Raw genomic sequence first — 15459 nt, 5'->3', positions numbered from 1 at the left:
TAATCTGTGAAAAAATTATGAACGACATATGATTTTATTATTAAAAAGTAACCAAAGGATCGGCTACGGCTGGATCGGTATCGTTGATCTTAAAATCATGGCCGACGCCGAAGTCGTGGTCCTCTAACACTTGAGTGACCTCTTCACGAGCAACCGCTTTGGTATTGTTCTCATGGCTCAAATGTCCCAAGAAGATCTGTTTAGTCTTATTGCCAATAACATCCATCAATGTTCTAGCACCGTCTTCATTAGAAAGATGTCCTTTTTCACTGAGGATACGTTGTTTCAAAGGCCAAGGATAGATGCCTTCCCGCAGCATTTCAACATCGTGGTTACATTCCATCAAATAACCGTCCGCATTTTCAATCGTCTTTTGAATCCGCTCTGAAACGTAGCCCGTATCGGTCAAAATCACAAATTCCTTACCATTATGGTAGAACTTGTAAAATTGAGGATCGACCGCATCGTGGGAAACCGCAAAACTTTCGACATCTAAATCGTCCAAACTCATTACTTTATTGTGATTGAATACATTGATTTGATCATCTGAAACTTTACCGATTTTGGGTAACATTGCTTCCCAAGTTTTCTGGTTAGCATAAACATTCAATCCATAACGGCGAGCCAAAACTCCCACTCCCTGTATGTGATCAGTATGTTCATGCGTTACAAAGAGCGAATCGACCTTCGTAATATCCTTGCCGATACTCTCCATGGCTCTTTTGATCTTGATACCGGACAGACCCGCATCAACTAAAACACGATGTTTAGGCGTTTCGATATATGTAACGTTACCTGAACTGCTGCTAGCGAGAACGCTAACTTTTAAACTATCATCATTGGGCACTGTAATTATCTCCATTTGTTGAACTCTTTATAATATTGCCGGTAAAAGCATTGACCTTTTTCGTAGTCGTAACTTTACTATCTTTATTTTTGATCGTTACGAACCAAACTGGAATATAAATCGTACTGCCTTTGGCTTCCAGTAACTTGGTATAAGCCAAATTGGCGTACGTAATTTTAGAATTATTAGGAATTTCCGAGTTGGCATAAAGATTCGTAATGACATCTTTTTCACTCTTTACGACTTGACGTTCATGCAAAATAATCAATGACTTCACGTAAGTCTGTGTATAACCAACAACTTTACCATCTGTGATCGTAAAAACCAACTGAGCTGTTTTATCATACACTTCGCCTAAGCTCCCCGTTGGTACATAGACCATTTGCGAACTGTTCGATAACTGAGGCGAGTAAGTATACTCATCACCGAAGAGGACGTTGGAATCCTTTTTGATGAATTTATCCATGATTGCTTTCTTATTAGTTGCTGTAACGGCGATTTCATTAGCCAAAGTACTTGAAACTTTGTGATTGACGATGTCATATTGAACTTCTTGATTGCGTAATTTATTAATATTTTGAGCCAGTTCGTCGCTCGGCTGTGAACCTAAATAATAGGCATAACCGTTCTTCGTATCCAAACTGCCAAAAGTTATATTACGTTTTCTCATTTCCGTCACAGTTGATGTATTGGTGCTGGAACTGCTGACCAACTGCTGACTGTTGCGGAAAGATAGGAATAAAAAGATATCTAATGAGAAAAATACTATTAAAAATATAACTTCGATTCTTCTAAAATCCATTTAGTCCTCCTCCGCAGATTCATTTGTCCATTCGTTGTATGGTTTCCAATGGCCGTCGATCTTGATGTAATAAGTAGGCTTCAAATCGACGACTTTTTCGTTGTCAGTTTCGCCTTCCCATTGATAGCCAACTTCTACTTCCTGTACATCATTAGGCGAAAAACCAACTCGTTGCAAGCCCTTGAAGATTTCATTCGTAGACTTCAAAGTGGTTGCCGCTTGAGTAGATGGAACTGGGACTTCCAAAACTTTATTTAAGAAATGTTCAGAGCTACCTTTACGGCTGAATTTAATTCTAATTGAACCGAATTGGCTCTTCTTAAAGATTGGAAAACCTTCAACGTACTCTCTGAAAATTAAATTCTTATTACTCCAAGTGGCACTGTATAGACGTAAGTTAGAAATAGGATTTTGTAGATCGATCACCTTTTGATAACCACGTTGCAAGAAGGCCAGTTGCGTCTTAGGAACTGAAGTATCCGTATAATCGTCAAAAGACAATTCTTCAGTATTGTGATCTGAAGTTAAACGCTTGGATTCACCATAGCTGTAAGTATAAATATTGTTATCTTCCGAGGTTACTAAACCATTCGTATTGGAATCGAACAAGGCCGTCGTGTATTCATTATCTTTTTTGCCACTGATGACATATGAATAAGATTTCATCTTGATAGGATCGACGTAGAATGTGAAGACGCCGTGTTTCATAATGTTCAAACGAACCTTGAGATTGACATTGGCTTTATCGACCAATTTAGTGATTGGTACAGCCGAAGCATTGTCGACTTTAAGTTTGTAGACGGCATAGTTACTGTCATTTGCTAAGTAAATATTTTGGTCCTTTTTATCCTTCAAATTAATCAAAATACGGTTGAATTGCAAACTTTTACCATTCTTTAAACCGTTGTTTCCCAACAAATAGCCGAAGACATTCGTATTGATCGAAGTCGGATAAACCATCTGAAGCATGTTCTTGCCTTGAATGACTTTTTGGTAATAAGCGCCATCTTTTTTGGAAACTTCCTTAGGTTGTTCGATCTTCCAGTCTTGCATAACTTTTTGAATACTCAAAGAAATATTTTCATTGCTGTTATAAATCAAATGTTGATCAGAATCGTCGTGCCAAATGACTTGCGTAGGACTGATAACTTGATTAATTGGTATTTCGTTTTTATTTGATTCGGCAGAAGTCACATCGATATTTCTACCTCGTTGATAACGCGCCGTATTGGTCCAAATGAAGAAGGACATGACAATACTGGTTATTACAGCCACTATTAATAGCAGTTGAACGATCAATCGACTAAACTTCATCCCATTCTCCTCCAGTTTCATTAGGGTCGAATGGCAAGGAGATGTAGAACGTAGATCCCTTGCCTTCAGCACTGTTGACCCAGATTCTACCCTTGTGTTGCTCAACGATTTCCTTAGAAATAGATAGACCCAAACCAGTTCCGCCTTGCTTTCTAGAACGTGCTTTGTCTACACGATAGAAACGGTCAAAGACTTTCTTGATATCTTTTCTGGGAATACCTAAACCTTCATCGGAAATGCTGATAATAATATGTTTATTAGTCTCCAACAGACGGCAAGTAATGACCCCACCATCTGGCGAATACTTGATGGCATTGTTCATGATATTATCAATAACTTGTGTCATCTTATCAGTATCCAACTCGACCCACAAATCTTTGCTTGTAAAGATTCGTTTGATCCGATAATTCTTGACGACTTTGGTGTCGTCTTCTTTAGCATCGGCTTTTTCTTTTTTTAACATCATATCAAATCGATCCAAAATATAAGCAAAGAATTCATTAAAGTTTACTAATTCCTTATCCAATTTGGAACGACCTTGATCCATCCGTGACAAACTCAAAAGATCATTGATCATTCGAATCATCCGGTCAGTTTCCTCAGCAGTAACGCCTAAGAATTGTGGTGCCAATTTTTGGTCTTTCCAAGCGCCATTGTTCAAAGCATCGATATAACTGCTAATACTTGTTAAGGGCGTCCGCAACTCATGAGAAACGTTGGAAACGAATTGACGCCGTTCACTATCGATTTTTTGTTGTTCAGTGACATCATGCAGAACACAAACCATACCACTGATAAAGCCACTGTTTCGTTGAATCAATGAGAAATCAGCATTTAAAATCAACGAATTGTCAGAATTTCCGTCGAACTCTTCGTTGTCATTATCGTTTGTTTCGATCACCATCGGATCAGGATTTTCCAAAAGATCATCGAAGCTTGTCCGATCACCGATTCCCAAGACATCGACTAGTTGCAAGCCGATTGCTTCATCCTCATCCTTGTTCAAAAACTCTTGTGCCATTTCATTAATGACCGTTATGTTACCGAGACGGTTCGTCGCAATAACCCCATCAGACATCTGCGTCAAAACACTATCCAGTCTTCGTCGTTCAGATTCCGAGTTTTCAGTTGCCTCTTCAACTTTGACTGACAGATCATTGACCGCCATAGCCAACTGACCCAGTTCATCCGGTGAATAGACACGAACTTGACCAGAATAGTCTCCTTCGGCCATTCGTACCGCCTGTTGCTTCATTTCATCGATTGGTCGAGTAATTGCTCGGGCGATGAAAATAGCGATCACAGCTCCCAACAGCCCCGCTACTAATGAAGCCGTTAGAAAAATCAAAATAATATTATTGATTCCGGTATAAACTGATTCCATGCTAGCTCGAACATAAATAGCCCCTACAACCGTATTATTGTCAGGTGAAGTTATCGGTTCAATCGACTCATAAGAACTACCGTTATCTTTTTCATAGTAGATCTGGGTGATTTTTTTAGCATTTTTGATACTCTGTTTGATATTGTCTTTCAGAGTTTGTGTTCCAACGATATTAGTACCTTCGGAATCTTTGACCCCAACAATGATTCCACTACGATCGACGACTTGAACGTCCGTTATATCGGTACTGACTCGCGTATAATCTTGAATAGCATTATTGATATTGTCACGCGTATGTTGATCATTATCCGTCAAATTTTCTGAAATTTGATTGAGCGTATAGGCCGGAACCTGAACGGAAGTTTCAAAATTAGCAACGTTTTGATCCTCCAATTGACGTACAAAATAGGCCCCAATGATTTCAATTGTGACAATTAAAATTAAAATAAAGGACAATCCGATTTTGAAATTAATCGAATGTAAAAAAACAAATCTATTTTTCAAAATATTTCCACCTAATTAACACAGACTTAGTTATATTATACAGCTATCAAGATAACAAAAAAAAGAGAATGCATCTCTCGTTTGAAGGCTCTTTTTGAGGTTATTTTCTACTTCCCGTCCTCCATGAAATTCTGGTGGACGCTGGAACGCTGTGAGAGCAACTTAGAGCCAATTATAGTTCGAATTGTCTCTAAGCTTGTCTGTCTCTAACCTGGCAAGAATCCGCCAGCTAAGAGACTACCACGTGAGAGTCCACCAGGATTCCATTCCAGACTAATGAATTTTCTCCTACTTTTGTATTAACGATATTAATTTAATTTAGATATACATTTAAAAAATAAAAAAGATCATCCAACTTTTTCTAGATGATCTTCATATACCTAATTAATTTTATATGGACGAAATTAAGAATTTCTATTCGAGTAATTGTAGCTTTTACTCACTCACTTCAACTGAAACTTGCGAATCTTTCTTCAATGTAAAGAAGGATATAACGACGAACAAACAGACAATTATGCCCAGATAGACATAGGCTGTTCGATAGCCCACGACATCATACATCTTTCCCATCAACGGTGAAAAACCGATCACACCGGCTTCAGAAATGAACTGATAGCCAACCAAATACATAATCGATGACCACTTGGCTTCGAAGTTATGATTGATATATTTGAAGATCGAGATGTAGAGAATCGGCATATCAAACGATTGAATCAGTTTAATTATCGAAATTAAAACCGGACCGGTCACCATGCTCGTCAAAATGATTCTCACTGCCAACAATAAACCCACTAATAGCATCGAGTTACGAATTCCTAATTTATTAACGATTTTGGGTGCTAAAAACATCATGCCCGCTTCCAAAAATGTCTGCAAAGAATTCAAGTAGCCATACATTTGGTTTCCAGCTTGAACTGTCGCAAACTGTTCCGCAAAATATCGGGGAAATTGTTGGTCATAGATCGAATACATCGACGCGATCCCGATTATAAAGACAATAAACATCCAAAAATCTTTTAACTTAAATAATTCAAGTGCACTGCTAACTTTGATAGTCTCAGATTTTTCGATTTCGGTATCCGTTACATCGATCTTAGTTGTAATTATGATTAGAAAAACAACGATGGCCGCTATCGAACCGAGATGAAAATTATAATTAGGATCAAGGTTGAACATACTTCCTGCGAAAAAGGCTGCAATTGCTGTGCCAAGCGACCCCCACATTCTTACGTGTCCATATTCAAAATCATACTTGCGGCTGATTTTTTCCGTGTAGGATTCCACAGCTCCCATCGAGGCCATGTAAGTACTACCGATAAAAATTCCCCCGATAACTGCTCCGACTAAAAAATCCAGTTCCAATAACGGACCGTAGACAAATTTGAAAAACGGACCAGTCAAAATCAAAACGCCACTCAGACACAGTAAGAGATTTTTGCGACTGCCCAATTTATCTAAAATATAACCGTATAACGGCTGCATAACCAACGTAAAAATTCCATTGATACTGAACAAAAAACCAATACTAGCGCCATTTAAATGAATCGTTTGTCCTAACCAAATCGAAATCATCTTGTAGCTGGCTGCCCAACTTAAAAAGAAGAAGAACATAATTGCACTGAATCTGATATATATTTTTTTATTCCCCATGTGAATCCCCATTATCATATTGTTTTAAAGCTGCCCGTAGTTCTTTTTTGATATCATTCACTAATGAAGTTGGTTCCAAAACCTTGACCAAAGTTCCTTCACTCATAATCCAAAGTTTGAGCCCTTGCAGGTACAAATAACCTTCGATAATTACGCTCCCATCAGGCTCATGTTTGATGATCCGCGAATTTGGCAGTCTATCCAATGCCGTCTGCGGATAAGTCCAGCACTGAATTTTGAAGTAACTTTTGCGACCACCATTCAATAAGTACGTATAATTACGAATTGTCGTTCCGTCCTCAAGTTTCGAACGTAAAATATTAGTCGACTTAGTTATCTTTTTGTAAGAAATAAGTCTGTCCAAACGATAGGTTCTAGAGCCTTTGGCTTCAGAAAAAATAACGACATAAAAATAAAAATTGGAAAAATATAAACTCACTGGAATTCCTTGACGTGAACGTTTATTGTCACTCGTACGCAAACTACCCTGATAAGTAAATTCGATTTCCGTTTGAAGTCTAATAAAATCCGTGAATTCACCGATTCGACTCAACAAATTGCCATTACTTTTTACCGGTAGATATTCAGTCTTTAACAGCCGATCTATTTTGGCTTGATCTTTGACCGATACGAGGTCTCGCAAATGATAAATAATCTCTTTGGGTTCTGGTTTAGCCAAAGCCCTGACGCCGATCAGTATTTGAATGATAGTTAAGATCTCATTGATATTGATACCTTCATCTTTAACGGCAAACCGATTCTCGTGCGATTCATCAAATTCCATATGGTAGTTATCGTTAAAAATTGGATTCTCACGAATAATCTGCAGATCACGATAAATCGTCCGCTTAGTAACGTCATAAGACCGTGCAGCATCCTTCGAGTTGATCTTTTCCCCTTGTATCAACCGCATAAGGATATCAATGGTTCTAATTAAACTTTTCGGTAATTTCCTATCATTATCAGCACCCATTATTTGTTTCCCCATAAAATTATTTTTGACGTAATTTTTCCTTATAGAAATTATAGACTAAAAAAAAATAAAGAAACAATCTTTATTTGCTGTTCTTTCTCAACTTTGGTTATATCCAATCATTTACCAACGAATTAATAATCATAGAAGAAGGCAAATACAACAAAATAGAAAAACAGATAGAAACTCCATTAAACTTGGAATTCTATCTGTTTTTAAGTTACATATTATATTTGATTTTTACTCTTCAATGATGAATTGGTTATTCGCCATCAGGATCACGCAAATAATATCCAACGCCACGTCTAGTCATTAACCATTCTGGTTGACTAGGGTTGTTTTCTATTTTTTCACGCAAACGTCTTACGGTAACATCAACAGTTCTGACATCGCCGAAGTAGTCATATCCCCAAACAGTTTGTAACAAGTGCTCACGTTTCATCACTTGTCCGATATGTTGTGCTAAATAGTGCAACAATGCGAACTCACGGTGCGTTAATTCAATCTCTTTACCATTTTTGGTGACAGTATAAGCATCGGGGAGAATCGTTAGATCACCAATCTTAATTTCACTGTTCTTCGCTTCTTCGCTGTGAGCGTGAGTTTGGGTTCTCAAACGAGCCTTCACACGTGCTACGAGTTCACGATTAGAAAATGGCTTAGTGACATAATCATCCGCTCCAAGTTCTAGGCCAATAACCTTATCAATTTCGGTATCCTTAGCCGTTAACATAATAATTGGAGTATCTTTAGTTTTTCTGATAGTTCTAGCTACTTCAAGACCGTCAATAACTGGAAGCATTAGGTCAAGCAAAATCAGATCAGGATCGTCCTCATCTACTTTGTCCAAAGCTTCTTGTCCATCAAAAGCAGTTATGACTTCGTAGCCTTCATTTTCCAAATTATATTTAACAATATCGGAAATTGGTTTTTCATCATCTACTACTAGAATTTTTTTAGCCATATTTTATCTCCTTGACGTGAATATTATACAAGTTATTACTTATTAAAACAAAACCGACATAAAGCTAACTTAAATTTTTTCAATTTATTTTAAAAAAAAGCTTGTCATAAATTTGGAGCTTATGGTATGATATATCTCGTTGGTTGAGAGGGAAACATATCAATCAATTACAGTTCATGGGTGGTTAGCTCAGCTGGCAGAGCAACGGACTCTTAATCCGTGGGTCTGGGGTTCGATCCCCCAACCACCCATAGCAATTTATCGCTTAAGCAATTATCAATTTGATAATTGCTTTTTTTGTGTTCTATTTTAATTACCAGTAAAGATTAATGTTAACACCTTTCTTCCTTAATGAACAAATATTTACTATTAGAAAGACGTATTAAGATTTCACTAAGTTGCTTTCATTAAAATAAATAGTATTGGATAATATTATTCGATAGCAAGTTAATGACGGTGGCTACAACTTGAAAGCGGTGATGCTTATGGTCTTACTGTAAGTTATTTACATCCTAATGAGAGGAGTAGTGTTTTTGTCTGTTTCAGACGCTTGAATCTTATGTTAACGTTCGGTATATTCTTAATTGCCTTGTTAACATATATTCATAGTGATAAGAAATGAATGCAAAAAAATAACCGTCTAACTTTGGCGAGTTACGGTTATTTTGTCGTTTTATAGCAATTTAATCAATAGCTACCGTCTTAAACGGGCTATCTGGGGGGATGTTCGAGCATCCCTCTTTTTTGTACACTCACAGTATAACAAATTTCGTCTTCCAGTACCAAAATGGAACCTATTTTTAACAATCATCACAGTTACTAAAGGTTGAAAATTAAATATCTTACAACCTTTAGTAACTGTCACATACATTTCAGTCTTTTTTATCCACAACGATCAATTGGTCAATTTTAATATCATGTTCATCAATTTCCCAATCAGCAGTTGAAAACTCCATTGCTGACGGAACTAAGGCTACTGTATTTCCTTGATACTTGGCCAAGAAGCGGTCGTAATAGCCGCCACCAAAACCAACTCGATAATTACTATCAGCTGCGAAGGCTAACCCTGGTACCAAAACTAAATCAGGTTGTTGATTCACTAAATCTTCATTGTAAACTGGTTCGTGAATACCAAAGCTGCTAACTTCCAAGTCTTCATAGCTAGTAAATGGTAGAAAAGCCATTTGACGGTGTGGCATAGTCTTAGGTAGATAAACTTTCTTGCCTTCTGACAAGGCCATTTGAATGATTTGTTTCGTAGGAACTTCGATAGGACTACTGATAGTTGTGGCGATTGATTTAGCTTGTTGCCAAACTTCAGTCTGACGTAACTTAGTCAATAATTCTTGGCCTTCAGCTAATTTCTTCTCAGGTGTAGTTGTGCTTAATTTTTTGATCTGTTGCTGACGTAAAAGTTTTTTATCGATCATAATTGCCCCCTTGTGGAAATCTCCTTATTAAATATAGCATGAATTTTCCACAATTATACGAATCGGCGATTTTAGTTATCAATAAATGTCATTTTATTAAAATAAATGTTAGCCTTATTGAATAATTAATTTCTAGGAGGAAATATTTTATGAATTACTTTAACGAATCACAAAGTCTCGAAGTTTTAAGAAAGTTGATCTCATTCAACACTGTTGGTAATAACGAAGAAGACGTTGCGCATTATATCCAAGAGTTATTGGCAAAGTATGACATAAAATCTCAAATTATAGACGTTCATGGCAACCGGGCTAATTTAGTAGCTGAAATAGGTCACGGACAACCAGTTCTTGGTTTGACTGGCCACATGGACGTCGTCGATCCCGGTAATCTTGAAGCTTGGAACACCAATCCCTTTGAATTGACCGAAAAGAATGGCACTCTTTATGGCCGTGGCGTCTGCGATATGAAATCTGGTTTGGCTGCTATGATAATAGCCATGATCGAATTGCACAAACAAGGCCTTCCCAAACAAGGAACCATCCGCCTCTTAGCCTGCATGAGTGAAGAAATCGGTGAAGTTGGTTCGCATTACTTGCTTGAAGATGGATTGATGAACGACGTCGATGGACTGATTGTCGGTGAACCAGCTGGCTATAATATTTTTTACTCCGAAAAAGGTTCTATGGATATTAAAGTAACTTCTAAGGGTAAAACCAGTCACAGTTCCATGCCTGAATTTGGTTACAACGCCATTGACGCCTTGATGAATTTCTTAATCGAAGCTAACAACAACTTCCGTAGCAATCCGATCAAGCAAGGTTCAATGGGACCATTGGTTTTCAATACAACTACTATCAAAGGTGGTACGCAAGTCAACTCGATCCCCGATTATGCCGAAGCTGACGTCAATGTCCGCACCATCCCTGAATACACCAATCAACAAGTGATCGACGTTTTAAATCAAATGGTAACCAAGTTTAATAAAACTGGTGCCCAAATTGGATTCGACGTTTATATGAATGAAAAACCTGTCGGCGTGGCTAAAGATAATATCTTGGTCGAATTAACTCATGATCTAATGAAAAAATACACTGACGATAAAATATTGGTTGTTCCTAATCCGGGAATAACTGATGCTTCTAATTTAGTCCAAGGTAAAAGCCACGACTTCCCATTTATCATTGCTGGACCAGGTAATCTAACCTCGCACAAAGTAAATGAAGAAATGGATAAACAGATGTATTTCAACTACATAGATATATACGAAGAATTGACTGTTAAATTCTTATCTCGAGTAGTTGCTGACGTCAAAGTTGAATAAAAATTGAATCAAAAAGTGTCAATATTCATCAGAAAATCTTCTGATAAATATTGGCACTTTTTATTTGGGATATTATTTTATTTCATTCAAGGTGTTAGCTAAATGCTCCAAGTCTGCGACCAACTGTTGTTTCTCATCATCAGTCCACTTTGAAAGTACTGCATCTACTTCTTTTAGACGTGTCTGATTGATGACTTCGGTAATTTCTTGGCCTTGTTTAGATAATTCAACCGTTCGAATCCGGGCATCTTTTTCTGAATCACGTGTCTCAACTAATTTTTTCTGTTCCAATTTGTCGATTTGACGGCTGACACTGGAGTGACTTTTCCCCAACATATTGGCCAAATCACTGACGTTAGTCGGTTGCATGCGTCCAATCGTTACAAAAAGTTGAAAAGAAGTCGCCTCTAAATTTATTCCAGCTACTTTGACAAAAGCTCGGTCTCGATCAGTTCGATTGAAAAATGACACGATGCTGACTAGAGAATTGATCAATTCATTATTCATTAGTTCACCTTCACGACAGCTCTTGGTGTCAATGGTGCCGCAAAAGCTGCTTCAATATTTTCTAATTCAAAAGTAGTCGTTGGAATAGTTATCTTATCGGCTGCCGCCCAGTCAAAGACGCCCTTAATCGCTAACAACAGTTCTTTCATACTGGCACTCTTAACGCCACTGCCGATAAGTTCAAGCTTGGATGAACGTAAAGCTGCTGATGGTAAATTAATTTCCGCCTGTCCACTGGCAGCACCGATGCTAACAAAACGGGTTACTCGATCACCACCAAATTGAGCTACGGCTTTCATAATGGATAGCGCACTGTCGCCCCACAGATAATCCAAGACCACATCGATTCCCTCATTGAAGGTATCCTTTAGTGCATCAGTGAATTCTTGTCCGCCATTCTCCTTGGTCATGTCAAAGTTAATAGCTGCATCAGCATTCAATTTGGCTAATTTTTCAGGATTACGTCCCGTCACAACTACTTTTTTAGCGCCCAAGTGATAAGCGATTTTAACCGCTAGACTACCAGCATTTCCTGTGGCTCCATTGATCAAAACATTTTGACCTTTGACAAAGCGTGCCCGACCGACCAAAGCGACCCACGAAGACATCCCTGGATTAGCGATAGCTGCAGCCGTAATGTCGTCAATTCCATCCGGTACGGGAACAATCAAATGCTTATTTACCAAAGCTTGTTCGGCCAATGAACCGAATGGAGCACTTGGCATTGCAAAGTATACTCGCTGACTGTTCAACATCCCCACACCGTCAGTTCCTGGGACATTAGGAAAAATCTTACTAGCTGAATAGTGATTTCCCATAGCTCGCATTTTCGTTAAATTGCTCAGCGCTAGCGGTACTGGATCAAAAGTTGTCGGTCAAATCTTGGCAATCGTTGGTAATTATATTCTTTCGAAATTCTTCATTTTTAAAAACAGAAAATAAAAAACTTCAGAATCAACAGATTACACCTGTTAGTTCTGAAGTTTTTTTATTTAAGCGAGTTTTACATTAGTAGAAATTTTAGCTTTATTCAAAAGGACTGAACTAGTTACAACTGACAACGAACTGAAGGCCATTGCCAAACCAGCTAACTCAGGACTGAGCGTCAAGCCGATTGCGTAGAACAAACCAGCGGCAACTGGAATTCCTAAGACGTTGTAAATGAAGGCCCAGAATAGATTGAGCTTGATTCGGTTGAAAGTCTTCTTACTCAATTCCAAAGCTTTCGCAACGTCACGCAAATCATTTTTCATCAAAACGATCCCGCCGGATTCAATCGCAATATCAGTTCCTGAACCCATGGCGATCCCAACGTCAGCCATTGTCAAAGCGGGCGCATCATTGATTCCGTCACCAACAAAGGCTACTTTGCCATTTTCTTGAAGAGCTTTAACATGATCCGCCTTATCTCCTGGCAATACGTCAGCGATAACTTCATCAATCCCAACTTCTTGCGCAATGGCGTCGGCGACACGCTTATTATCACCTGTTAGCATAACCGTTCTTAAACCACGAGACTTCAATGTAGCGATAGCTTCTTTAGAAGTCTCTTTTGGCGCATCTTGAATGGCAATCAAACCAATGATCTGATCAGCTAAGCCAACAAAGACAACTGTCTTAGCTTCATTTTGTAATTTGATCATTTGAGCGTGCAATTCTTCATCGATCTTTACATCATTTAGTAATTTGTCATTACCGACGAAAGCCTTTTGACCGTTGATTGTGGCAGAAACACCCTTACCTTCAATGGCTTGGAAATCATCAACGGTATTCGAGGTGATTTGGTCAGCTTTAGCTTTGTCCAAAATAGCCGTTGCCAAGGGATGTTCCGACGATTCTTCCAAGGCTGAAGCAATTTCTAGAACTTGTTTCTCATTACCAATAATATCGGTAACTTCTGGTTTACCTTTAGTGATCGTACCGGTTTTGTCCATCACAACCGTTTTAACATCGTTGACTTCTTCCAAAACTTCACTGTTCTTGATCAAGATGCCCATTTTAGCACCACGGCCAGTTCCAACCATCAAAGCGGTTGGTGTTGCTAATCCCAAGGCACATGGACAAGCAATGACAACAACTGAAACAGCGTAGATCAAAGAAGTAGCGACGGTTGCGCCCAAGAAGACGTACCATACTAAGAATGTCAAAATTGCTAAGATCAAGACTACGGGTACGAAGATTTCAGAAACTTTATCAGTTAAATTTTGAATTGGGGCATGACTGTTTTGAGCTTTTTTAACCAATTCAACAATTTGTGAAAGCATTGTCTCACTGCCGACCTTTTCGGCCTTAAACATGAAAGTACCATTGCTGTTCATAGTTGAACCAATAACTTTGTCGCCGACATTCTTAGTTACTGGCATACTTTCACCAGTGACCATCGATTCGTCAACCGTGGAGCTACCCTCAGTAATGACTCCATCAACGGCAATCTTTTGACCCGGTTTTACGCGGATCAAATCGCCAGCAACGACATCATCCAAAGGAATCTTAACTAATTTGCCATCATGCAGCACTTCAGCTTCTTTGGCTTGAAGATTAACCAACTTTTCGATGGCGTTCGAGGCATTGTTGCGCATTCTTTCTTCAAACACTTGACCCAACAAGACGAATGTTATTACGAAAGCGGCACTTTCAAAGAAGACCGCTTGTTTGGTAATCATAGCGTAAATACTGTAAACATAGGCCGTGGCCGTTCCGATAGCGACCAACGTATCCATGTTGGAATGATGTTTCTTAAATGACGCCCAGGCGCTTTGCAGAAACGGACGGGCCGCAACCGCCATGACAATGGTCGTCAAAACAAATTGCGTCCATTCGCCACCGGGTATCATAATGCCAAAAGGCATCAAGATCATCCCGAATAACATGGGCAATGAAAAAATCAATGCGATCCAGAAACGTTTGGTTATTGTCATTTTTCGATTACGACCTTTCCGCTGAACATATCCATGCCGCAGCTAAATTCGAATTCACCGGCTTTGTCAGTCGGAATGGTAACTGTTTGTGCCTCATTAAGTGGTAGTTCTTTTTCAAAACCTAAAGCTTTAGAATGTACGATATCCAGACACCCTTGCGCATTAGTTCTTGTAAAAGTTAACTTAGCGGGAATACCTTGTTTTACTGTCACAACGTTTGGTTGGTAACCGCCAGCGACTGTAATATCAATATTTTGTTCCTTCTCAACCATAATATTTCTCCTATTTAATAATTAATTTACCATGGAACATGTCCATGCCGCAGGCCCATTGAAATTCGCCTGACTTGGTAGTGTCGATCTTAATTGATTGTTGTTCATTTTGTGGCAGTTCTTTGTTGATCCCAAAATCTGAAAAAACGACTCGATCCAAACAACTTGAGGCATCTTTTCTAGTAAAGTTGAGCGTAGCCGGTACACCTTTCTTCAAAGTAACTACTTCCGGTGAATAACCCCCGCTCACTTCAACATCGACGATCTGTTTATCGTCTGAAACTTCGGCCGTAGCTGTGGCAACTTGATGTTTGCCGAAGAACCACCAAAGGATAAAGCCGATGATTGCTAAACCAACTAACAAAACTAAAATTCTGGTCATATTTATCTCCTTCACTCCGTTTACAAATGTAATCTATGTAAAATACTATAATCTTTGAGTTTACATTTGTCAACTAGAATAAAAATAAAAAAGCCATTCAGTTTCCTAAATGACTGATTCTTTTTCAACTTTGATTACATACAATTATTTAGAATCGAGTAGGAGGTAACTTTTAATTACCGACCTCTCA

At 38.5% G+C, this 15459-nt stretch carries 15 protein-coding genes and 1 tRNA gene; 3 read left to right on the top strand and 13 right to left on the bottom strand.

All coding sequences use genetic code 11. The features are described from left to right. Window positions 1-40: 40 nt before the first annotated feature. The 7 genes from FD29_RS01365 to yycF form a co-directional block, all read right to left on the bottom strand. Window positions 41-862 carry an MBL fold metallo-hydrolase gene (locus FD29_RS01365; RefSeq protein ID WP_057887195.1) on the bottom strand — a complete coding sequence of 274 codons (822 nt, stop codon included), beginning with the start codon at window positions 860-862 and terminating at the stop codon, window positions 41-43. After that, a complete protein-coding gene (locus FD29_RS01360) occupies window positions 837-1649 on the bottom strand; it encodes a two-component system regulatory protein YycI (protein WP_057887194.1) in 813 nt (270 codons plus the stop codon). The genes FD29_RS01365 and FD29_RS01360 overlap by 26 nt, the downstream gene beginning before the upstream one ends. Next, the gene (locus tag FD29_RS01355; protein WP_057887193.1) at window positions 1650-2963 is read right to left on the bottom strand and encodes a YycH family regulatory protein; all 1314 of its coding nucleotides are present in this window, start codon (window positions 2961-2963) and stop codon (window positions 1650-1652) included. It abuts the gene before it with no gap. Continuing rightward, window positions 2953-4851, bottom strand: coding sequence for a cell wall metabolism sensor histidine kinase WalK (gene walK / locus FD29_RS01350; protein WP_057887192.1), 1899 nt, complete (start codon window positions 4849-4851; stop codon window positions 2953-2955). The genes FD29_RS01355 and walK overlap by 11 nt, the downstream gene beginning before the upstream one ends. 435 nt (window positions 4852-5286) lie before the next feature. After that, window positions 5287-6501 (bottom strand): MFS transporter, encoded by a 1215-nt coding sequence (locus tag FD29_RS01345; RefSeq protein ID WP_157049374.1) that lies wholly within the window; start codon window positions 6499-6501, stop codon window positions 5287-5289. Beyond that, entirely contained in the window at window positions 6491-7414 is a 924-nt protein-coding gene (locus FD29_RS01340) for a helix-turn-helix transcriptional regulator (RefSeq protein ID WP_162253409.1), read from the bottom strand. The genes FD29_RS01345 and FD29_RS01340 overlap by 11 nt, the downstream gene beginning before the upstream one ends. A gap of 322 nt (window positions 7415-7736) precedes the next feature. Further along, window positions 7737-8438, bottom strand: coding sequence for a response regulator YycF (yycF, locus tag FD29_RS01335; RefSeq protein WP_057887189.1), 702 nt, complete (start codon window positions 8436-8438; stop codon window positions 7737-7739). Between the two features lie 178 nt (window positions 8439-8616). Between yycF and FD29_RS01330 the strand changes: the two genes are divergently transcribed. Then, a tRNA-Lys gene (locus FD29_RS01330) sits at window positions 8617-8689 on the top strand. Between the two features lie 299 nt (window positions 8690-8988). Then, window positions 8989-9060: a putative holin-like toxin gene (locus FD29_RS11815; protein ID WP_371862723.1), complete on the top strand. Its 72-nt coding sequence runs from the start codon at window positions 8989-8991 to the stop codon at window positions 9058-9060. A 250-nt stretch (window positions 9061-9310) separates the two neighbouring features. Here FD29_RS11815 and FD29_RS01325 read toward each other — a convergent pair whose 3' ends face one another. Next, complete coding sequence (locus tag FD29_RS01325; protein ID WP_057887188.1) at window positions 9311-9868, bottom strand: 5-formyltetrahydrofolate cyclo-ligase; 558 nt, start codon at window positions 9866-9868, stop codon at window positions 9311-9313. A gap of 149 nt (window positions 9869-10017) precedes the next feature. Here FD29_RS01325 and FD29_RS01320 point away from each other — a divergent pair, with 149 nt between their 5' ends. Continuing rightward, window positions 10018-11190, top strand: coding sequence for an ArgE/DapE family deacylase (locus FD29_RS01320; protein ID WP_057887187.1), 1173 nt, complete (start codon window positions 10018-10020; stop codon window positions 11188-11190). A gap of 72 nt (window positions 11191-11262) precedes the next feature. On the opposite strand, the gene FD29_RS01315 is transcribed toward FD29_RS01320, so the two are convergent. From FD29_RS01315 to FD29_RS01295, 5 genes are all read right to left on the bottom strand, one after another. After that, window positions 11263-11697 carry a MarR family winged helix-turn-helix transcriptional regulator gene (locus tag FD29_RS01315; protein WP_057887186.1) on the bottom strand — a complete coding sequence of 145 codons (435 nt, stop codon included), beginning with the start codon at window positions 11695-11697 and terminating at the stop codon, window positions 11263-11265. Continuing rightward, window positions 11697-12515 carry a quinone oxidoreductase family protein gene (locus FD29_RS01310; RefSeq protein ID WP_057887185.1) on the bottom strand — a complete coding sequence of 273 codons (819 nt, stop codon included), beginning with the start codon at window positions 12513-12515 and terminating at the stop codon, window positions 11697-11699. The genes FD29_RS01315 and FD29_RS01310 overlap by 1 nt, the downstream gene beginning before the upstream one ends. A 174-nt stretch (window positions 12516-12689) precedes the next feature. Further along, window positions 12690-14615, bottom strand: a complete 1926-nt coding sequence (locus FD29_RS01305) for a copper-translocating P-type ATPase (RefSeq protein ID WP_057887184.1) — start codon at window positions 14613-14615, stop codon at window positions 12690-12692. Then, window positions 14612-14887 carry a cupredoxin domain-containing protein gene (locus FD29_RS01300; protein ID WP_057887183.1) on the bottom strand — a complete coding sequence of 92 codons (276 nt, stop codon included), beginning with the start codon at window positions 14885-14887 and terminating at the stop codon, window positions 14612-14614. The genes FD29_RS01305 and FD29_RS01300 overlap by 4 nt, the downstream gene beginning before the upstream one ends. A 10-nt stretch (window positions 14888-14897) precedes the next feature. Continuing rightward, a complete protein-coding gene (locus tag FD29_RS01295) occupies window positions 14898-15269 on the bottom strand; it encodes a cupredoxin domain-containing protein (RefSeq protein WP_057887182.1) in 372 nt (123 codons plus the stop codon). Window positions 15270-15459: the final 190 nt, after the last annotated feature.

The organism is Companilactobacillus mindensis DSM 14500 (assembly GCF_001434275.1).
GTDB classification, from domain to species: Bacteria; Bacillota; Bacilli; order Lactobacillales; family Lactobacillaceae; genus Companilactobacillus; species Companilactobacillus mindensis.
Note: the sequence above shows the minus strand (reverse complement) of the source record. Positions and strands in the feature narration are given on the sequence as shown.

What these genes read in the sequence shown, in the direction of transcription:
- FD29_RS01315 (WP_057887186.1), bottom strand. Translation starts at nt 11,697, where the DNA reads ATGAATAATGAATTGATCAATTCTCTAGTCAGCATCGTGTCATTTTTC.
- FD29_RS01300 (WP_057887183.1), bottom strand. Translation starts at nt 14,887, where the DNA reads ATGGTTGAGAAGGAACAAAATATTGATATTACAGTCGCTGGCGGTTAC.
- FD29_RS01295 (WP_057887182.1), bottom strand. Translation starts at nt 15,269, where the DNA reads ATGACCAGAATTTTAGTTTTGTTAGTTGGTTTAGCAATCATCGGCTTT.
- FD29_RS01310 (WP_057887185.1), bottom strand. Translation starts at nt 12,515, where the DNA reads ATGGGAAATCACTATTCAGCTAGTAAGATTTTTCCTAATGTCCCAGGA.
- FD29_RS01365 (WP_057887195.1), bottom strand. Translation starts at nt 862, where the DNA reads ATGGAGATAATTACAGTGCCCAATGATGATAGTTTAAAAGTTAGCGTT.
- FD29_RS01340 (WP_162253409.1), bottom strand. Translation starts at nt 7,414, where the DNA reads ATGCGGTTGATACAAGGGGAAAAGATCAACTCGAAGGATGCTGCACGG.
- yycF (WP_057887189.1), bottom strand. Translation starts at nt 8,438, where the DNA reads ATGGCTAAAAAAATTCTAGTAGTAGATGATGAAAAACCAATTTCCGAT.
- FD29_RS01355 (WP_057887193.1), bottom strand. Translation starts at nt 2,963, where the DNA reads ATGAAGTTTAGTCGATTGATCGTTCAACTGCTATTAATAGTGGCTGTA.
- FD29_RS01360 (WP_057887194.1), bottom strand. Translation starts at nt 1,649, where the DNA reads ATGGATTTTAGAAGAATCGAAGTTATATTTTTAATAGTATTTTTCTCA.
- FD29_RS01305 (WP_057887184.1), bottom strand. Translation starts at nt 14,615, where the DNA reads ATGACAATAACCAAACGTTTCTGGATCGCATTGATTTTTTCATTGCCC.
- FD29_RS01320 (WP_057887187.1), top strand. Translation starts at nt 10,018, where the DNA reads ATGAATTACTTTAACGAATCACAAAGTCTCGAAGTTTTAAGAAAGTTG.
- FD29_RS01345 (WP_157049374.1), bottom strand. Translation starts at nt 6,501, where the DNA reads ATGGGGAATAAAAAAATATATATCAGATTCAGTGCAATTATGTTCTTC.
- FD29_RS01325 (WP_057887188.1), bottom strand. Translation starts at nt 9,868, where the DNA reads ATGATCGATAAAAAACTTTTACGTCAGCAACAGATCAAAAAATTAAGC.